Origin of the sequence: uncultured Sphingomonas sp. (assembly GCF_964021865.1) — a bacterium.
Taxonomy (GTDB): Bacteria; Pseudomonadota; Alphaproteobacteria; order Sphingomonadales; family Sphingomonadaceae; genus Sphingomonas.
In genome coordinates, this window is sequence record NZ_CAXIAM010000020.1 from 1 (window position 1) to 17,782 (window position 17,782).

18 protein-coding genes and 1 pseudogene are annotated in these 17,782 nt (G+C 68.7%); 7 read left to right on the forward strand and 12 right to left on the reverse strand.

Going from position 1 to position 17,782, the window contains the following annotated elements:
* A pseudogene (locus AADI75_RS07335) lies at positions 1 to 2,425 on the forward strand (DNA-directed RNA polymerase subunit beta'); the annotation flags it as partial.
* A gap of 221 nt (positions 2,426 to 2,646) precedes the next feature.
* On the opposite strand, the gene AADI75_RS07340 reads toward AADI75_RS07335, so the two are convergent.
* The 4 genes from AADI75_RS07340 to AADI75_RS07355 are packed head-to-tail and all read right to left on the reverse strand — an operon-like array spanning position 2,647 to position 5,205.
* Positions 2,647 to 3,372, reverse strand: a complete 726-nt coding sequence (locus AADI75_RS07340) for a ribonuclease T (RefSeq protein ID WP_341208387.1) — start codon at positions 3,370 to 3,372, stop codon at positions 2,647 to 2,649.
* Positions 3,369 to 3,872 carry a hypothetical protein gene (locus AADI75_RS07345; RefSeq protein WP_341208388.1) on the reverse strand — a complete coding sequence of 168 codons (504 nt, stop codon included), beginning with the start codon at positions 3,870 to 3,872 and terminating at the stop codon, positions 3,369 to 3,371. The genes AADI75_RS07340 and AADI75_RS07345 overlap by 4 nt, the downstream gene beginning before the upstream one ends.
* The gene (nadC, locus tag AADI75_RS07350) at positions 3,869 to 4,714 is read right to left on the reverse strand and encodes a carboxylating nicotinate-nucleotide diphosphorylase (protein WP_341208389.1); all 846 of its coding nucleotides are present in this window, start codon (positions 4,712 to 4,714) and stop codon (positions 3,869 to 3,871) included. The genes AADI75_RS07345 and nadC overlap by 4 nt, the downstream gene beginning before the upstream one ends.
* Positions 4,711 to 5,205, reverse strand: coding sequence for an SH3 domain-containing protein (locus tag AADI75_RS07355; protein ID WP_341208390.1), 495 nt, complete (start codon positions 5,203 to 5,205; stop codon positions 4,711 to 4,713). Before AADI75_RS07355 ends, nadC begins: the two co-directional genes overlap by 4 nt.
* A gap of 74 nt (positions 5,206 to 5,279) precedes the next feature.
* Here AADI75_RS07355 and AADI75_RS07360 point away from each other — a divergent pair, with 74 nt between their 5' ends.
* Complete coding sequence (locus tag AADI75_RS07360) at positions 5,280 to 6,278, forward strand: D-glycerate dehydrogenase (RefSeq protein WP_341208391.1); 999 nt, start codon at positions 5,280 to 5,282, stop codon at positions 6,276 to 6,278.
* A 161-nt stretch (positions 6,279 to 6,439) separates the two neighbouring features.
* Here the strand turns inward: AADI75_RS07360 and AADI75_RS07365 are convergent, their stop codons facing one another.
* Complete coding sequence (locus AADI75_RS07365) at positions 6,440 to 6,637, reverse strand: hypothetical protein (protein WP_341208392.1); 198 nt, start codon at positions 6,635 to 6,637, stop codon at positions 6,440 to 6,442.
* Positions 6,638 to 6,822: 185 nt separating this feature from the next.
* Here AADI75_RS07365 and AADI75_RS07370 point away from each other — a divergent pair, with 185 nt between their 5' ends.
* Together AADI75_RS07370 and AADI75_RS07375 are read left to right on the forward strand one after the other, a co-directional pair.
* A complete protein-coding gene (locus tag AADI75_RS07370; RefSeq protein WP_028965436.1) occupies positions 6,823 to 7,014 on the forward strand; it encodes a hypothetical protein in 192 nt (63 codons plus the stop codon).
* A gap of 78 nt (positions 7,015 to 7,092) precedes the next feature.
* Positions 7,093 to 7,410 (forward strand): STY0301 family protein, encoded by a 318-nt coding sequence (locus AADI75_RS07375; RefSeq protein ID WP_341208393.1) that lies wholly within the window; start codon positions 7,093 to 7,095, stop codon positions 7,408 to 7,410.
* 56 nt (positions 7,411 to 7,466) lie between these two features.
* Here the strand turns inward: AADI75_RS07375 and bla are convergent, their stop codons facing one another.
* The 4 genes from bla to AADI75_RS07395 all read right to left on the reverse strand — a co-directional run bounded on the left by bla (position 7,467) and on the right by AADI75_RS07395 (position 11,448).
* Positions 7,467 to 8,327, reverse strand: coding sequence for a class A beta-lactamase (bla, locus tag AADI75_RS07380; protein ID WP_341208394.1), 861 nt, complete (start codon positions 8,325 to 8,327; stop codon positions 7,467 to 7,469).
* 81 nt (positions 8,328 to 8,408) lie between these two features.
* Complete coding sequence (locus AADI75_RS07385; protein ID WP_341208395.1) at positions 8,409 to 8,777, reverse strand: hypothetical protein; 369 nt, start codon at positions 8,775 to 8,777, stop codon at positions 8,409 to 8,411.
* A 73-nt stretch (positions 8,778 to 8,850) separates the two neighbouring features.
* Complete coding sequence (locus AADI75_RS07390) at positions 8,851 to 10,254, reverse strand: nitronate monooxygenase (RefSeq protein ID WP_341208396.1); 1,404 nt, start codon at positions 10,252 to 10,254, stop codon at positions 8,851 to 8,853.
* 75 nt (positions 10,255 to 10,329) lie between these two features.
* Complete coding sequence (locus AADI75_RS07395) at positions 10,330 to 11,448, reverse strand: glycosyltransferase (RefSeq protein ID WP_341208397.1); 1,119 nt, start codon at positions 11,446 to 11,448, stop codon at positions 10,330 to 10,332.
* Positions 11,449 to 11,557: 109 nt separating this feature from the next.
* Here AADI75_RS07395 and AADI75_RS07400 point away from each other — a divergent pair, with 109 nt between their 5' ends.
* Complete coding sequence (locus AADI75_RS07400) at positions 11,558 to 11,809, forward strand: hypothetical protein (protein ID WP_246346494.1); 252 nt, start codon at positions 11,558 to 11,560, stop codon at positions 11,807 to 11,809.
* A gap of 172 nt (positions 11,810 to 11,981) precedes the next feature.
* On the opposite strand, the gene AADI75_RS07405 is transcribed toward AADI75_RS07400, so the two are convergent.
* The 3 genes from AADI75_RS07405 to AADI75_RS07415 form a co-directional block, all read right to left on the reverse strand.
* Positions 11,982 to 13,112: a glycosidase gene (locus AADI75_RS07405; RefSeq protein WP_341208398.1), complete on the reverse strand. Its 1,131-nt coding sequence runs from the start codon at positions 13,110 to 13,112 to the stop codon at positions 11,982 to 11,984.
* A complete protein-coding gene (locus AADI75_RS07410) occupies positions 13,112 to 13,870 on the reverse strand; it encodes an SDR family oxidoreductase (protein WP_341208399.1) in 759 nt (252 codons plus the stop codon). The genes AADI75_RS07405 and AADI75_RS07410 overlap by 1 nt, the downstream gene beginning before the upstream one ends.
* 181 nt (positions 13,871 to 14,051) lie before the next feature.
* Entirely contained in the window at positions 14,052 to 14,924 is an 873-nt protein-coding gene (locus AADI75_RS07415; protein ID WP_341208400.1) for an alpha/beta hydrolase, read from the reverse strand.
* Positions 14,925 to 14,962: 38 nt separating this feature from the next.
* Here AADI75_RS07415 and AADI75_RS07420 point away from each other — a divergent pair, with 38 nt between their 5' ends.
* A complete protein-coding gene (locus tag AADI75_RS07420) occupies positions 14,963 to 16,321 on the forward strand; it encodes a YdiU family protein (RefSeq protein WP_341208401.1) in 1,359 nt (452 codons plus the stop codon).
* A gap of 47 nt (positions 16,322 to 16,368) precedes the next feature.
* On the forward strand, positions 16,369 to 17,778 hold the full coding sequence (astD, locus tag AADI75_RS07425) for a succinylglutamate-semialdehyde dehydrogenase (RefSeq protein WP_341208402.1): 1,410 nt from the start codon (positions 16,369 to 16,371) through the stop codon (positions 17,776 to 17,778).
* Positions 17,779 to 17,782 lie beyond the last annotated feature (4 nt).

A 17,782-nucleotide genomic window follows, 5' to 3' on the forward strand; every position in this document is an offset into this window, starting at 1 on the left:
GCTGGGCTTCCGTCACGCGTTCCGCGCCGGCATCTCGTTCGGCAAGGACGACATGCTGATCGCGCCGGACAAGGACAAGCTGGTCGACGAGACCCGCGACCTCGTGAAGGACTTCGAGCAGCAATATCAGGACGGCCTGATCACGCAGCAGGAGAAGTACAACAAGGTCATCGACGCCTGGAGCCGTTGCGGCGATCAGGTCGCGAATTCGATGATGAACGAGATCAAGGCGGTGCGCCATTACGAGGACGGCCCGATGGCCGGCCGCGAGCGCGACATCAACTCGATCTACATGATGGCCCACTCGGGTGCGCGTGGGTCCCCTGCGCAGATCAAGCAGCTCGCCGGTATGCGCGGGCTGATGGCCAAGCCGTCGGGCGAGATCATCGAAACGCCGATCATCTCGAACTTCAAGGAAGGTCTGACCGTCCTTGAATACTTCAACTCCACCCACGGCGCGCGTAAGGGCCTCGCGGACACGGCGTTGAAGACCGCCAACTCGGGCTACCTGACCCGCCGTCTCGTCGACGTGTCGCAGGATTGCGTCATCATCGAGGAAGATTGCGGCACCGAGCGCGCGCTGGAGATGAAGGCGATCGTGCAGGGCGGCTCGACGATCGCGTCGCTGGGCGAGCGGATCCTGGGCCGTACCACGGCCGAGGACGTCGTCGATGCGAAGACCGGCAAGGTCGTCATCCCGGTCGGCACGCTGCTCGACGAGCCGATGGTCGCGCAGATCGAGGCGCTGGGCGTGCCGGCGATGAAGATCCGCTCGCCGCTGGTCTGCGAGAGCAAGATCGGCGTCTGCGGCAAGTGCTACGGGCGTGATCTCGCCCGCGGTACGCCGGTCAACATCGGCGAGGCGGTCGGCGTCATCGCGGCGCAGTCGATCGGCGAGCCGGGCACGCAGCTGACGATGCGGACCTTCCACATCGGCGGTGCGGCGCAGCTCAACGAGCAGTCGAACCTCGAGGCGCCCGTCGACGGCACCGTCGAGTTCCGCGACCTGCGCATCATCGAGGACCAGCGCGGTCGTCGCGTGGTGCTCAGCCGCTCGGGCGAGATCGCGATCGTCGACATGGACGGTCGCGAGCTGGCGGTGCACAAGATCCCGTACGGTGCATACGTCATGTTCGATGATGGCCACATCATCAGCAAGGGCGACCGGATGGCCGAATGGGATCCGTTCACCATGCCGGTGATCACCGAAACGGGCGGCACCGTGAAGTTCCAGGATCTGATCGAGGGCAAGACGCTCACCGAGCAGGTCGACGAAGCGACCGGTATCGCACAGCGCGTGGTGATCGAATATCGTGCGACCACCAAGTCGAAGGAGGATCTGCGTCCGCGCATGACCCTGCTCGACGAAGGGTCGGGCGAGGCTGCCCGCTACCTGCTGGCGCCGGGCGCGGTGCTGTCGGTCGAGGACAATGCCACCGTCCATGCCGGTGACGTGCTGGCGCGCGTTGCACGCGAAAGCGCCAAGACCCGCGACATCACCGGCGGTCTGCCGCGCGTCGCCGAACTGTTCGAGGCGCGCATCCCCAAGGAAGCGGCGATCATCGCCAAGATTTCCGGCCGGGTGGTGTTCGGCAAGGACTATAAGGCGAAGCGCAAGATCGGCATCCAGCCCGAGGATGGCGGCGAGGTCGTCGAATATCTGGTGCCGAAGTCGAAGGTGATCGACGTTCAGGAAGGCGACTACGTCAAGCGTGGCGACAACCTGATCGGCGGCAGGCCCGACCCGCACGACATTCTGGAAGTGCTCGGCATCGAGCCGCTGGCCGAATATCTGGTCAGCGAAATCCAGGAAGTCTATCGACTGCAGGGCGTGAAGATCAACGACAAGCACATCGAGACGATCGTTCGTCAGATGCTGCAGAAGGTCGAGATCATCGAGGCCGGCGACACGACGCTGCTGGTCGGCGAGCAGGTCGATCGCGAGGAAATGGACGCGATCAACGAGAAGCTGGAGGACGGTCAGGCACGCGCGGCGGGCAAGCCGATCCTGCTGGGCATCACCAAGGCGTCGCTGCAGACCCGCAGCTTCATCTCGGCGGCGTCGTTCCAGGAGACCACCCGCGTCCTCACCGAGGCAGCGGTCCAGGGCAAGCAGGACACGCTGATGGGCCTGAAGGAAAACGTGATCGTCGGGCGCCTGATCCCGGCGGGCACGGGTGCGGGCATGAACCGTCTGCGCGTGGCGGCCTCGTCGCGCGATGCGGCACTGCGCGTCCAGCAGCGCAAGTTGCAGGAGGCGATGGTGGCCGCGGGTTCGGCCGGCACCGCCGCGCAAACCCGCGCTGCGGAAGAAAAGCGCAGCCCGCGCGAGGACGTCGGCACCGGCAGCGATCCACTCGCCGAGGTCGTCCCTTCGGGCACCGGCACCGACGCCGATGCGGGCGAGTATCTGAACGAGGAGTGATCCTCGCTTCAGGCGCACGCCTGACATGAGAAAGCCGCCGTCCGGGATGCCGGGCGGCGGCTTTTCTCTTTGCGGTGGCTTGGTTTCATGCGGCCGTTCGTGGCGGAACGACTCGCGCGTCCCATCCCGTCGTTCCCGCCGCCGCGGGAAGGACGATTACGCCGAGTTCCAACCGTCAGTGCGAGCGTTGCGAAGCAATGACGGAAACCCGCGGGCTCACATCACCGCAGCGGCGTGATCGTGATCCGCGCCGCCGGGTCCAGCCCGCCCTGATGCCCAGGGCAGCGCACGTAGCGGAACCTTCTGTCGGTGCACAACCACACCTCGTCCAGCGCGCCGTCGCGCGTCCCCGTCACCCGCATCATGTCCGCGCGCATCCCCGGATTGGCGGCGGCGATCTCCGCCGCCAGCCGCCCGGCGGTCAGCGGCGTCTGCGCCAGGCGCGCCATGTCCGGGAAGCGCAGCGCGTGGAACATCGCATTGGATCGGGTGAAATAGCGCTCGGGCGTGTAGCCGGCCATGCACGTCCCGTGCTTGGCCCATTCGTGCTGCATCAACTGCGGCGACGGGGTCGCGCAGACGTGGCGGCGGATCACCTGCCGCGACAGGATCGGCGTTGCGCGGCAATATTGCGGCCAGTCCTTGCCGACCCCGTCCGGCCACAGCCCGTGCAGCACGAAGCCGAAGCGATTGCTGCCCCCGCACTGGAAGCGCGCGGTCGGCCGGTCGCCGCCGGTGCGGCAATATTCGGGGCTCCAGCTGATCGCCAGCGTGTAGCTGCCGATCGGCAGCCGCCGTACCGGCTGGCTGGCGGAAGGCAGATCGGGGCGCGGACGCGGCAGATCGGTCGGGATCGCGCACGACAGCGCCTGCGCCGTCGCGACACCGGGCAGCGCGACGGCGGCCAGCGCGCCCAGCATCATCACCCGCTTCGTCACCATCGTCATGCTTCTTCTTCCTCCGGGTCCAGCCCTTCACCGAACCAAAGCCGCGCATCGGGGCGGAACAGCTGCACCGCCGCGGCGATGCTGAGCGCCAGGATCGCCGCCGACAGCAGCAACGCGGTCACCGGCACCTTGCCGCCCGCCACCACCATCAGGTTAATCGCGAAGCGCACCGCCGCCAGCCCGGTCAGGATCGTCACCACCCACTTCGCGGCAAGGCTGGCGCGCCGCGCGGTGAAATACCAGAGCGTCAGCGTGATCGCACAGCTCAGCACCAACGCGGCGGGCAACAGCCACGTGTAGTTCGCGGTCTTCGGGTCGATCGCCAGCCGGTCGGCGGTCTGCTGCCAGCTGAACGCCCAGCCGATCAGCGAAGCGCCGAACGAGGCCAGATACAGGCGCTCGAACCGCACGATCGACGGCGGCCGGCCGTCCGCCCCGAAATACGCCAGCGGCGACTTCTTCTCCACCGGCGTGGTCGTCTTCTTCTTGCGCTCGCTCATAGCTCTGCAAAGTCCAGCCCGATGTCGGCGGCGGGAGCCGACTGGGTGATCCGCCCGACGCTGACGTAGCGCACGCCGCTGCGCGCAATCGCGCCGATCGTCGCCAGCGTGACCCCGCCCGACGCCTCGGTCGGCACGCGACCGGCGACGATCGTCACCGCCGTTCGCAGCATGTCGGGTCCCATGTTGTCGAGCAAGAGGTGCGTGGCGCCGGCCGCGATCGCCGGCTCGATCTGGTCGAGGCGGTCGACCTCGACGATGATCGTCGCGATCCCGGCCGCCTTCGCCAGCGCCGCCGCGGGCCCGACCCCGCCGGCCACCGCGACGTGATTGTCCTTGATCATCGCCGCGTCCCACAACCCCATGCGATGGTTCTGCGCACCGCCGGTGCGCGTCGCATATTTCTCGAGCCGCCTGAGCCCGGGGATCGTCTTGCGCGTGTCGAGCAGCGTCGCCCCGCTCCCCGCGATCGCATCGACATAGGCGGCGGTCAGCGTCGCGATGCCCGACAGATGCTGGACGGTATTGAGCGCCGAGCGTTCGGCGGTCAGCAGCGCGCGCGCATTGCCCGTGATGCGCATCAGCGCCGTGCCGGGCGCGACCCGGTCGCCGTCCGGCACCAGCATCGTGATCGCCGCGTCGGGATCGAGCCGCCGGAAGAACGCCGCCGCGATCTCCAGCCCGCAGACGGTGATCGCGTCGCGGCTGTCCATCACCGCCTCGAACCGCGCATCGGCCGGGATCACGGCGGCGGAAGTGACGTCACCGCCCTCCCCCAGATCCTCGGCCAGCGTCGCGGCGACGAAGGCGTCCAGATCGAAACCGTCGAGCGTGAACGTCATGGCAGTTGCTCCGTCGGCCCGACGCCCCAGATCCGGTCGGTCTGGATGAACCCCGCCTGCCCCTTCACGTCGAACCGGCACCAGCCGTTGCCGCAGCGTGATACGCGCCCCACCACGCCGGGCTGCACGCGCCAGACGATCGTCGGACCGCCGGGACGGTCGCGCAGCTCGGCCGGCTCGGTCCCGCGCACGATCGCGGTGCGGCGGCTGCTGAGCAGCGCGTTGAGCATCCAGCCTTGCGTCCCGTCCGGGTCCTCGACGCGGCGCCATTCCTTGAACGCCTCCAGCACCCGCACCGGCAAATCGGCGCGGACATAAATCCAGCTCGCCGGAAAGTTGCGCCCCGGTCCTGTGCGCATCCGCGCGCGCGACGCGGCGATCGAGCCGACGAACGGCGGCGTCTTCGCCTCGCCGGCCGCCGCAGCGGGCATGGGGGCGAGCAGCGCCAGCGCCGCCGCGCCCGCCACGATCGTGATAAGGTCCCTGTTCACATCCCCCCTCTAGCCACGGCGACCCTGCCGCATCAACCGTTGACGCATGCGCGCGGCTTCGCCAATCCCGACGCATGGCCGATACGCGACGCTGCGCCCATCCCAAGGTGATCGTGACGCGGGCGCTCCCCAACGTCGTGATGCGGCGGCTGGCCGAATTGTTCGACGTGACGGGCAATGCCGACGACACGCCGCTGTCGCGCGATGCGCTGGCTGCGGCAATGGCCGACTGCGACGTGCTGGTGCCCGCGGTCACCGATACGATCGACGCCGCGCTCATCGCGGGCGCCGGCCCCCGGCTACGGCTGATCGCCAATTTCGGCGCGGGCGTGAACCATATCGACCTGAAGGCGGCGCGCGCGCGCGGGATCATCGTCACCAATACGCCCGGCGTGCTGACCGAGGATACCGCCGACATGACGATGGCGCTGATCGTCTCGGTCCCGCGCCGGCTGGCGGAAGGCGAGAAGCTGGTTCGCTCGGGCGAGTGGAAGGGGTGGAGCCCCGGCGGGATGCTCGGCTATCGTATTGGTGGCAAGGCGCTGGGGATCGTCGGCATGGGCCGCATCGGCCAGGCGGTGGCGCGGCGCGCGCGCGCTTTCGGCCTGTCGATCCACTATCACAACCGCCACCGGCTGCCGAAGGTGGTCGAGGCGGAGCTGAACGCGGTGTGGCACCCGAACCTTGACGAGTTGCTCGGCGCGATCGACATCCTGACGATCCACACCCCGCTCAACGCCGACAGCCGCGACCTGATCGACGCGCGGCGCATCGCGCTGCTGCGCCCGCACGTCTATGTCATCAACGCCAGCCGCGGCGGCATTCTCGACGAGGATGCGCTGGTCGAGGCGCTCGAGAACGGCCGGCTCGCCGGGGCCGGGCTCGACGTGTGGCGGCACGAACCCGAGATCGACCCACGGCTGCTCGCGCTGCCCAACGTCGTGATGACGCCGCACATGGGCTCGGCGACATGGGAGGGACGCGTCGCGTCGGGCGAGAAGGTGATCGCCAACATCCGCATGTGGGCCGACGGCCATCGCCCGCCCGATCAGGTGCTGGAGGGCTGGGCGTAGAGCAAGCCGCTCAACCTAAAATGAACGCCTTGCACCTGATCGCTTGGGTTCCATGAATCGTCATTGCGAGCGTAGCGAAGCAATCCAGGGCGTCCTGATCCGGCTCTGGATTGCTTCGCTGCGCTCGCAATGACGGGGTACGTCGACGTCATCCCGGCCAATCAATCCGGCCCGGCAGGAGACGATCCCACGCTCCTCCCCACCGCGCCGAGGATCAGTGCGGCGATCACGCGTCCGCTGTAGCGCAGGCACAGCTCCTGGTGGATCGCGGCGGCATCGGCACTGGCGGCGCTGATCGCGCGGACGGCTTCGCCGCGGGCGCGGTCGGCGTGGTAGGCGGCATGGCGATCGTGCGGCATCGGGCTCTCCATCATGGCCGCACCGGCGTGCCCCGACGACGTTGCCCGCGCATGTCGATGGCGTTGCCGCGCCGCAATCTGTGTCGCAGCCGAGCAGGCAGCGGAACGTGACGAAGCATGTCCGCACGGAACCGTGCAGCGGTCGCCGCATTGACGCGGCACCCCCCAGCACAGGAACCAAGCTCATGAAAAAGATCGCACTCTCCGCCTTGCTCGTCGCCGCTGCGGTATCGACCTCGGCCTGTTCGACGCTGCGCGGTGCGGCGATCGGTGGCGCCGGCGGCGCGGGTGTCGCGGCGGCGACCGGCGGCAACGTCGAGAAGGGCGCGGCGGTGGGTGGCGTCGGCGGCGCCGTGGTGGGTACCGTGGTGGACTGACGCGCCACCGCCCTTGCGCTATAATGACGGCGCGTCACCCGGCCGGGTGACGCGCCGTTTCGTTACGGGGGAAGAGCGATGATCGGGATCGTGGCGATAGCGGCGGCGGTGACCGCGACCTGTCCGACGCAGCGGCGCGGTGCGCCGCTCCACAGCGTCGATATCTACGACGGCTCGATCACAGACAACGCCGTACTCGCCCCCGATGCGACACGCCGTCTGAACCGAACGACGATGCAGGTGTGGCGGGTCGAGGGCGTCTATCGCGCCGGACGCTCGCTCAACGTGCGGTGCGGCTATGCCGCCGGCGGATCGGTGATGATGCCGGTGACCCGGCCGGTGCGCGAATGCCATCTGTCGCGGCGCGCAGGCGTCCGCACGTTCCACTGCGCCTGATCGCCTTCGGCATCCGTTAATCGCGGCACATCGTATTGCCGCCGATCGAGGCCAGGCTAATCTACACTGCCTGCGGCGATCCGCCCCACATTCGCCAGCACGGCCTCCGCGCTTGCGCCCGTTGCGGATCGAACCGGCTCGAAATAGGCCGCGACGATCACCGGCGCGCGACCGCGCGGGCCGCCGAAGGCGAGATCGACGTAAATCGGCCGCCGCTCGCCGCCACCGGTTCCGGTCTTGTCGCCCGCGTGCCAGCCTTTCGGGAAGCCCGCACGCAGGCGGTTCCGCCCGGTGTCTGCGGCGACCATCCACTCGGTCAGCAACGCGCGGCTTGCGGGACGCAGCACCGTGCCACGCACGAACCCGGCCACGGTCTTCGCCATCGCGGCCGGTGTCGTCGTATCGAGCGCCGTGCCGGGTGGGGTCACGTTCAGCGCGGGTTCGTAGCGGTCGAGCCGGCTGACGCGGTCGCCGCACGCCCGCCAGAACGCCGTCAGCCGCGCCGGCCCGCCGATCTTGCGCAGCAGGACATTGGCCGCGGCATTGTCGCTCGTGACGACGGACGCGCGTGCCAGTTCGCGGATCGGCAAGGTCATGGCGGCGCTCGCGGTCGTGACAGGGCTGTGAGGGAGGATGTCGCCTGCCGACCAGCCGAGCCTGTCGCCCACGGCAAGCCGGCCGTGATCCGCTTCGGCAAGGATCATCGCGGCCAGCGACAGCTTGAACGAGCTGGCGTGGGTAAAGCGCTCATGCTGTCGCCAGCCGACCATCGTTCCGCGGCCCGTATCGATGATACAAACGCCCAGCCGGCCACCTGCGCGATGCTCCAGCGCGGCAAGCGACTGTTCGACCGACGGTCGCGCGGCAGCGCCGCTCAGCGCAAGTGCGCCGCCGACCAGCAGATGACGTCGCGACACGTGGCTGCTCATCACAGATTTACAGCATCGCCGATGGACAATGCGAGCGACACCGTCGGCGACATACTGTCCCGCGCTGCCTCAACATCGGGCTGATCTTGCGACCGAGCGCTCCAGCAACGCCGCCCTGGCAACGTCCTTGTCGCGCCCGAACGCGCGCAGGATCGCGGCCAGCTCATCCCGCGCCGGCACGAACACGCCCGCGACCGCCACCCGCGTGGCCGGCACCACTCGTCGCCAGACGTCAGCGGTGCGCACTTCGAGGTTCGCCATTACCTCGACCGGCAACGCCGCACCGTCCAACCGTGCGAACGGGTGCGATCGGAAGCGGTCGCTGGCGCCACCGATCGTCACCGCGCCCTGCCACGCGTCGAGCAACTGCGCCGCATCGCGCGCACTCGTCAGCACGTCGATATCGGCGACCGACGTCTCGGCTCCGTGCAGCCGCACCGCCGCGCTGCCGACCACGGATCACGCGCGCCGCGCAGCGCCGTCGCTACCTGCGCCAGCGCTGCGTCGAACATCAATCGCCGGTCAGAATGCGATCGACGAGCTGCTTCACGCTCGGCACGAAGCCATTCGAATAGAAGGGATCGCGCTTGAAGTTATACGCGGCGTGCCCCGCGAACATCAGGTTCGCATCGGTGTCGCCGCCGTGCGCGATGTCCTGCAACGTCTTTTGGATGCAGAAGCTGCGCGGATCGGCGAGCCGCCCGGTCGAGTTCGTCTCGGTGTCCGCCCAGCTTGAGAACAGGCACTGGCTGAGGCAGCCCATGCAATCGGCCTGATCCTTGCGGATCTCGCCCTTTTCCGTCGGCGAGACGAACACCAGCGTATTGTCCGGCGTCTTGAGCGCATCGGTGAAGCCCGCGCCGAACCATTCGCGCGCGCGCAGCAGGTCGTTGCGCGTTACCCAGAAGTTCTTGCCCTTCACGCCCACGTCGAGCTGGAAGACATGGTCGCCCGCCTCCTGCGTCGAAAAGGCGATCTGCCGCTCCGACCGCGCCTCCAGCGCGCGCAGGAACGGGTTGCGCACCGCCGACGAATAGAAGCCGGTCGGCGAGAAACGGTGCAGCAGCACCTCGCCTTCCTCTATCTGCGTCAGCTTGGCCTTCCACGCCTCGGGGATCGGGCTTTCCTGCGTCAGCAGCGGGCGCGTGCCGTACTGGAACGCGATCTGCCCGAGTTCGGGATTGTCGATCCACTCGTTCCAGTCGCGCAGGTACCAGACGCCGCCCGCCATCACGATCGGCGTGGTGTCCGGGATGCCGCCCTCGCGCATCGTCTCGCGCAGTGCCTTGACGCGCGGATACGGGTCCTCGGGCTTCAGCGGGTCCTCGGCATTCGACAGGCCATTGTGCCCGCCGGCCAGCCAAGGGTCCTCATAGACGACCGCCGCCAGCCACTCGCTCGCCTTGGAATAAGCGCGCTTCCACAGCGCGCGGAACGCGCGGCCCGAGCTGACGATCGGCAGGTAGTTGACGTTGTACGACGCCGCGATCTCGCTCAGCTTGTACGGCATCCCCGCGCCGCAGGTGACGCCCGCCACCAGCCCGCGCGTCCGCTCCAGCACGCCGTGCAGCACGCGCGGCGCGCCACCCATCTCCCACAACACGTTGATGTTGATCGCGCCCTTGCCGCCCGCGATCTCCCACGCGCGCTGGACCTGCTGCACCGCGCCCTCGATCGCATAGGCGATCAATTCCTCATGCCGCTCGCGCCGGGTCAGCGCGCGATAGATCTGGGGCACGATCTTGCCATCCGGATCGTAGCTGTCCGCATTGACCGCCGAGACCGTGCCGATCCCGCCCGCCGCCGCCCAGGCACCCGCCGAGGCGTGATTGGTGGCGGCAACCCCCTTGCCCCCTTCCACCAGCGGCCAGACCTCGCGGCCCGCATAGACGATCGGCTTCAGCCCCTTGAACACGCGAATTCCCGTTTTCACCAATGATGGAGCCGCCCCGTATAAAGCAATCGGGCCGCAACGCGACCGAAATGCGACTCACCCCAGTAGCGCCGGTCGCCCGAGCGCCGCCGTATAGACCGCGGCCGAGCGCGCGATCATCGCTGCGGCATCATGCGTGGCCAGCGCCTGCGCGCGATTGGCCGCGCCGGTTGCGGCGCGTAGCGTCGCGTCGCTGGCCAACGGCTGGAGCGCATCGCGCAACGCGACCTCCGCGGCATAGGGCGACAGCAACGCACGGTTCTCCGGAGCGAGCAGCACCTCTGTCGCGCCGCCGCGCAACGCCATCACCGGCAACCCCGCCGCCATCGCCTCGACGACGATCGCGGGCGCCGCGCCTGGCCGCATCGGCAGCAACAGCACGTCGACCCCGCCGAGCCACGCCGACGTCGGCGTCAGCGCACCGGGCAGCACCAGCCGGTCGTCGATCCCCATCGCCAGCGCCGCGCGCTCGACCGCCGCGCGCGCCGCGCCGTCACCGACCGCGACGAGCCGGAACCGCGCCGCGAGCCCCGCGACCGCGCGCACCAGCAACGCCAGTTCGTCGTCACTTGCGCCACCCAGCGGCATCCCGATCACCACCTCGGTCGGCTTGCGGCGGAAACCGGCGACGGTCTTCGCATCCGGTCCCCGCGCGAACGCAGACAGGTCGATCCCGTCGGGGATGACGTGCAGCCGCGCTTCCGGCACCTTCCAGCGCGCCGCCGCCGTTTCCGCCGCGGCCTGCCCGCCCACCACCACCCCCGCCGCCGCGCCCAGCGCGATCCGGCGATACAGCCGCGCGCTGCCGCCGCTCGTCGCCGCCGCGGGGTCTTCGTGGTGGACGATCGGCGGCGCATCGCGCGGAAACGCCCGTCGCGCCATCACCGCGTCGATCGCACCCGCGCCAAAACTCAGCACCAGATCGTGACCGCGCATCGCGCGCGCGATCGCCTCATAGCGCGCGACCGACACCGCGCCCGCCAGCGGCGGCGGATTCTGCGCCAGCATGCCCGGCACGCCCTCGGGCAGCGCGGCGCGATAGTCGTCTGCCGCAACGACGTGCCGCGCCGTGTCGCGAAACGCCGTCATCACCTGCACCGCCCGCCGGCTCCCCGGATCGCCGCCCTGCGGATCGAAGACGTCGAACAGGTAAAGAAGGGACAGCGACTGTGACATAGACGCCACATACTACGCCAAATGCTGCCATGCACCATGTTCTGCTTCCCTGCCGCAACGGAACAGGACAAGGCTTTGCCTGTTATCCGCGACTAACAGGAGACGCACCATGAAGATCGCTTCCATGTTCGCCGCTGCCGCTTCGCTTACGCTGGCTGCCGCCCCCGCCCTCGCCGCTCCGGCTGCCAGCCCGGCGGCATCGCTGTCGGTCGCGAAGTCGGCGCGTGCCGCCACCGCGACCAGCGGCAAGAGCAAGCTCGCCGCGCCGGGCGCGATCGTCGGCCTCGTCCTCGCCGCGGCGGTGGTCGCTGCCGGCGTCGTGATCGCCGTCGACGACAACGACGATTCGGACAGCAACTGATCCGAACCGTCGCGCCGCTTCGGCGGCGTGATGATGAAAGGCCCGGGGCGCATGCGCGCTCCGGGCCTTTTCGTGTCCGCCGTCATTGCGAGCGTAGCGAAGCAATCCAGGGCCGGACCAGGACGCCCTGGATTGCTTCGCTACGCTCGCAATGACGGATGACAGACGACGATTACCCGATCCGGTGCTTTGGCACATGCGTGATCCGGCACGCGAGATCGGCCTCGCCGCTCGCCACCACCCAGTGATCGCCGCCGTCCGCGATCCCGGTCGTGAACACCACGTCGGTCACATACAGCAGATCCTCCAGCGGCTTGAGCAGCGCCGGCACCGGCTCCAGCAGCGGCGCATGATCGGTCGCCAGCGTGCGGGACGGATCGTCGCGATCAAGCAACGTCCAATACGTCCGGTAGATGCCGACCACGCCCGACGGCTCGACCCCGTGCCACAGCGACAACCAGCCCTGCTGTCCGCCGACCTCTGTCAGCACCGGCGGCGCACCGCCGCCCATCCGCGCGGTCGCCATCGTCTGCGCGTGCGGGCGGATGCCGGGCTTGTCGTACGGCTTCCAGTGCAAGGCATCAGGTGAGGTCGCGAGATTGATCGACGGCCCCGCGCGCCATTCGGAGTCGGGCGGATAGGCGAAATACAGGTCGCCGAGCGGCCGCGTCTGCGCACAGAACTTGTCCGCGATCTTCCCCTCGAAGATCAGCATGTCCTTGTTCTGATGGTCCAGAACGATCCCCTCCAGCGTCCAGTCGAGCGCGTCGTCGCTGGTGTAGAGCGTCGTCGAATGCCGCTCGGGGCTGACCGAGCATGTCGTCATGTAATAGCGCCCTTCGACGCGGGTGATCCGCGCATCCTCGACGCCATAACATTGGTAATCGGTACGCGGCGCGATCGCGCGATCGTAATGGATCGCCACCACGTTGCGCCCCTCGGCGTCCAGCTCGACCGGCAACAGCCACGACAGGGAGGTCAGCGCCATCACCTTCCACCCAGCTCCGCGCATCATGAATTTGCGCGGGTCGGAGGTGTCGACCAGCGACAGCGGCCAGGCGTCGAGCACATAGCCGCCGTCGTGCCAGCGGATCGCATGAACCTGCTGTTCGCGGATCGGATGACGCAGCGCCTCGGCCACGCGCACCATCAGCAACAGATTGCCGTTCGGCAGCCGCGTCATGCCGGGATTGAATGCGCCGAGCACATAGGTTTCGGCGTCGATCTTCCCGGCCAGCGGCGAGCGCGACAGATCGATGTCGTGCGGCGTCAGCACCAGTGCGTCATGGGGCCAGTCCGCCATCATTCCTCCTCCTGCACGCGCGGGCTGATCGTCAGCCGCTGGATCACGGTGCGGCGCGGCTGGGTCAGCAGATAGTGGACGCCGACCGCGATGTCCTCGGCGCGCAGCATCGTCCCCGCCTCGCTCTGTTCGCGCTGCGCCTCGGGGCTGATGTCGGGCATCTGCATGTCGGACCCGGTCTTGCCCGGCTCGACCAAAGCGACGCGTATGTCCTTGCCGCCCAGCTCGCGGCGCAACGCGATCGAGAAGCCCTGCAATCCGTATTTGATCGCCGCATAGACGGTCGAATGCGGCCCGAGCACATAAGCGCTGGTCGAGCCGATCATCACGATATCGCCGCCGGGCGCCATCGTCGCGGCGGCGCGGTGCGCGAGCAGCAGATAATGCGTAAAATTGAGCGAGATCGCGTGGCGCACCGCTGCTTCGTCCATCTCGGTCAGCCCCGACGCCGCCTCCGCCGCATTGGCAACGACGATATCATAGCCACCCAGCGCCGCGTCGGCCGCGGACAGGAACGCCCCGACATTGTCGGGATCGGACAGATCGTGCAGCGCGCCCTCGCACGCGCCGACCGCACGGATATCGGTCAGCGCCTCGTCGAGATGCGCCTGATCGGTGCCGCCGATGAACACCGTCGCGCCTTCGGCCGCGAGCAGACGCGCGATCGCACGACCGATCCCGGTCGTCCCGCCGGTGATCGCCGCGCGGCGGCCCGTCAAGGGCAATACCGCGGTATGAGCATCCCGAACACCAGTCATGCGAGCGCTCCATGATTGGGCCGCTCGACCCCCACATGATATGTCGCCCCGGACGTGATCCGAGGCCCCGCTTCTTCTCGGTCGGCGCAAAAGCGGGATCCCGGATCACGTCCGGGGTGACGGAAAGAATTGATCATGCCGGGCTCTCCAAAGGCACGCCGTGAGGCCCGCCGACAGCGCCTCAGTCCACCACGCGGTTCCCCGTCCGCGCCAGCCAGTGCATCAACGCAGGGTGCACTACCGGCTCATCCAGCATCGGCGCATGGCCGACCCCCGGCACCGTCACCAGCGTGGCGTCGGGAAGTGCCGCCACCATCCGCTCGGCGGTGGTGGCGGACAGGATATCGCTCAGCGCGCCGCGCACCACCAGCACCGGCACGCCCGCCAGCGCGGCCAGCGCGCGCCACATGTCCGGCCCCGCCTCGTTGCCGGGCAGGCGGAACGGCTCGGCGATCTTCATGTCGTAGTCGAGCACGATCCGCCCGGCGGAGTTGACGCGGTACAGCCGCTTGGCCATCGCCAGCCATTGCTCGATCCCCCAATCGGGATACGCGCCGGCGTTCGTCTCCTGCACCCCGCGCGCCGCGTGCATCCACGTCGGATAGGTGCTCGGCTTGCCGACATAGCCGCGGATGCGCGCCAGCCCGGCCGGCTCGATCTCCGGCCCGACGTCGTTGAGCAACGCGCCCGCCAGCCGCCCGGGCGCCAGCCCGGCGAGCAGCATCGTCACGATCCCGCCCAGCGACGTGCCGATCGTCACGAACCGGTCGATCTTCTGATCGTCGAGCAATGCGACCACGTCCTGCGCATAGGTCAGCGGAACATAGCTCATCGGGTCCTTGGCGTAGCCGCTTTCGCCGCGCCCGCGGAACTCGACCGCGATCACGCGGCGCGCCGGTGCGATCGCCTGCGCGACCTCGGCGAAGTCGCGCGCGTTGCGGGTCAGGCCGGGCAAGCACAGCACCGGCGGCGCATCCTGCGCCCCCGGATAATCGCGCGCATGGAGCCGCAGCCCGTCGCTCGACCACCAATAGATGTCCCGAAACTCCGCCATCGCTTGCGCCCCCTGCCGACCGCCCCCCATATCGCGGCATGGCCGTCGACCCGCAAGCATACCGCCCCGAGCGTACCCTCACCACGCTCGGCGATCCCTTTTACGACGAAGTCGCCGCCGCGCGCTTTCCGCAGGCGACCTTACGCTTCCGCAACGATCGCGCTGCCGCGCAGGTCGGGCTCGACACACTCGACGATGCCGAATGGGTTGCGCATTTCGGCCGCTTTCAGGCGCTACCCGGCACGCTCGAACAGCCGCTCGCGCTGCGCTACCACGGGCATCAGTTTCGCGTGTACAATCCCGATATCGGCGACGGGCGCGGTTTTACCTTTGCGCAGCTCCGCGACGATCGCGGGCGGCTGCTCGATCTCGGCACCAAGGGATCGGGGCAAACGCCGTGGAGCCGCTTCGGCGACGGCCGGCTCACGCTGAAGGGCGGCGTGCGCGAGGTGCTGGCGACCGAGATGCTGGAGGCGCTGAACGTCCCCACCTCGCGCAGCTTCTCGCTGATCGAGACCGGCGAGGCGCTGGAGCGCAACGACGAACCCTCGCCGACGCGCGGCGGCGTGCTGGTGCGGCTCAGCCATTCGCACATCCGCATCGGGACGTTCCAGCGGCTCGCCTATCACCGCGACGAGGACGCGCTGCGCCGGCTGACCGGCTATGTGCTGCGCGAACTCTATGGCGAGGACAGCGACGATCCCGTCCGGCTGCTGGAGCTGGTCGTCGCGCGCACCGCGACGCTCGCCGCGCGCTACATGGCGGCCGGGTTCGTCCACGGCGTGCTCAATTCCGACAATATCAACGTCACCGGCGAGAGCTTCGATTATGGCCCGTGGCGGTTCGCACCGGTCTGGGACCCGGCGTTCGTCGCGGCGTACTTCGATCACGCCGGGCTCTACGCCTTCGGCCGCCAGCCCGAGGCGATCCTGTGGGACGTGATGCAGCTCGCCTCCTCGCTCCGCCAGATCGCCGAATCCGAACCGCTGATCGCCGCGCTCGACGCGTTCGCCGGCCATTATCAGCCCGCGATCGCCGAGGCGGTGCTGTGGCGGCTCGGCCGGCTGCCCCGCGCACCGGAGGAAAATCGCGCGCTCGTCCAGGCGGTCGAACGTGCGTTGCGTGCAACGCTCACGCCGGTCGACCAGTTCTTCTTCGACGCCTTTGCGCAACCGCTACCGCAAACTTACGGGACCGCGTGGGACGAGGTCCGCCAACATCTACAGCCCTTTTCGCCCCGCCGCGCGCGCGATCATGCCTATTGGCAGGGGCAGCCGTGCTCGATGCTGATCGACCGGGTCGAGGCGATCTGGTCGCCGATCGCCGATGCCGACGATTGGGGGCCGTTTGGCGCAACCATCGCCAACATCCGTGCGATGGGCGACGCGCTGCGCTGACGATCCCCCCTTCCGCCCTGATGAAAGTTACGGCTAAGACCAGCGGCATGGCTGAGCTGATCTCCTTCGAACCCGCCACCGGCGCGGAATTGTGGCGTGCGGAGACGAGCGACGTCGATGCCGAGGTCGCGGCGGCGCGCGCCGGCTTCGTGCCGTGGGCGGCCAAGTCCTTGTCGTTCCGCATCGAAACCTTGCGCCGCTTCGCCAACGTCGTTCGCCAGCGCGCCGATGCGTTCGCCGACCTGATCGCGCGCGAGACCGGCAAGCCCTTGTGGGAAGCGCGCACCGAGGTCGACACCGTCGCTGCCAAGGTCGACATCTCGGTCAGCGCCTATGCCGAGCGTACCGCCCAGCGCCGGCTCGACGCGCCGATGAACACGCGCATGGCGCTTCGCCACAAGCCGCATGGCGTGCTCGCCGTGCTCGGCCCCTATAATTTCCCGGCACATCTGCCCAACGGCCACATCGTCCCCGCGCTGATTGCGGGCAACGCCATCGTCTTCAAACCGTCCGAGAAAACCCCGGCGACCGGCGCGTTTCTGGTTGATTGCTTCCACGCCGCCGGGGTGCCCGCCGAAACGCTGCGGCTGGTGATCGGCGGCCCCGACGAAGGCCGCGCGCTGGCCGCGCATGACGGGATCGACGGTCTGCTGTTCACCGGCTCGGCACGCACCGGGATCGCGCTCAACCGCGCCTTCGCCGAAAAGCCCGAGAAGATCCTCGCTCTGGAGATGGGCGGCAACAACCCGATCCTGGTGTGGGACACGCCCGACCTGCACGCCGCCGCGGTATTGATCGTCCAGTCCGCCTTCACCACCGCCGGGCAGCGCTGCACCGCCGCGCGGCGGCTGATCGTGCAGGAATCGTTGGCAGAACCGCTGCTTGCCGAGCTGGCGTCGCTCACCCGCCGGCTGATCGTCGGTGCGCCGCACGACGATCCGCAGCCGTTCATGGGCCCGGTGATCGACAACGACACCGCCGACGGCCTGACCGAGAGCTTCCTCGCGCTGATGATGAAAGGCGGTCGCCCGATCCAGCATATGGCGCGCCCGGTCGAGGATCGGCCGTTCGTGACGCCCGGCATCATCGACGTCACCGATGTTGGCGACCGTCCCGATATCGAGCTGTTCGGCCCCTTGCTGCAGGTGATCCGCGCCGACGACTTCGACGGCGCGATCGCGGAGGCGAACAACACCCGCTACGGCCTCTCGGCCTCGCTGATCAGCCAGACCCCGGCGCTGTTCGACCGCTTCTGGGCGGGCGCGCGCGCCGGGATCGTCAACTGGAACCGCCCGACCAACGGCGCATCCTCGTCGGCTCCGTTCGGCGGAATCGGCTGGTCGGGCAATCATCGCCCCAGCGCCTATTACGCCGCCGATTATTGCGCCTACCCGGTCGTCTCGAACGAGGCCGAGGCGGCGCGCGCGACGATCGGCATCGGCCTCGCCGACGCCTGACCCC

What these genes read in the sequence shown, in the direction of transcription:
- AADI75_RS07420 (WP_341208401.1), top strand. Translation starts at nt 14,963, where the DNA reads ATGGCCGTCGACCCGCAAGCATACCGCCCCGAGCGTACCCTCACCACG.
- AADI75_RS07375 (WP_341208393.1), top strand. Translation starts at nt 7,093, where the DNA reads ATGATCGGGATCGTGGCGATAGCGGCGGCGGTGACCGCGACCTGTCCG.
- AADI75_RS07340 (WP_341208387.1), bottom strand. Translation starts at nt 3,372, where the DNA reads ATGACGATGGTGACGAAGCGGGTGATGATGCTGGGCGCGCTGGCCGCC.
- AADI75_RS07410 (WP_341208399.1), bottom strand. Translation starts at nt 13,870, where the DNA reads ATGACTGGTGTTCGGGATGCTCATACCGCGGTATTGCCCTTGACGGGC.
- AADI75_RS07370 (WP_028965436.1), top strand. Translation starts at nt 6,823, where the DNA reads ATGAAAAAGATCGCACTCTCCGCCTTGCTCGTCGCCGCTGCGGTATCG.
- nadC (WP_341208389.1), bottom strand. Translation starts at nt 4,714, where the DNA reads ATGACGTTCACGCTCGACGGTTTCGATCTGGACGCCTTCGTCGCCGCG.
- AADI75_RS07395 (WP_341208397.1), bottom strand. Translation starts at nt 11,448, where the DNA reads ATGTCACAGTCGCTGTCCCTTCTTTACCTGTTCGACGTCTTCGATCCG.
- AADI75_RS07405 (WP_341208398.1), bottom strand. Translation starts at nt 13,112, where the DNA reads ATGGCGGACTGGCCCCATGACGCACTGGTGCTGACGCCGCACGACATC.
- astD (WP_341208402.1), top strand. Translation starts at nt 16,369, where the DNA reads ATGGCTGAGCTGATCTCCTTCGAACCCGCCACCGGCGCGGAATTGTGG.
- AADI75_RS07400 (WP_246346494.1), top strand. Translation starts at nt 11,558, where the DNA reads ATGAAGATCGCTTCCATGTTCGCCGCTGCCGCTTCGCTTACGCTGGCT.
- AADI75_RS07415 (WP_341208400.1), bottom strand. Translation starts at nt 14,924, where the DNA reads ATGGCGGAGTTTCGGGACATCTATTGGTGGTCGAGCGACGGGCTGCGG.
- AADI75_RS07345 (WP_341208388.1), bottom strand. Translation starts at nt 3,872, where the DNA reads ATGAGCGAGCGCAAGAAGAAGACGACCACGCCGGTGGAGAAGAAGTCG.
- AADI75_RS07360 (WP_341208391.1), top strand. Translation starts at nt 5,280, where the DNA reads ATGGCCGATACGCGACGCTGCGCCCATCCCAAGGTGATCGTGACGCGG.
- AADI75_RS07365 (WP_341208392.1), bottom strand. Translation starts at nt 6,637, where the DNA reads ATGCCGCACGATCGCCATGCCGCCTACCACGCCGACCGCGCCCGCGGC.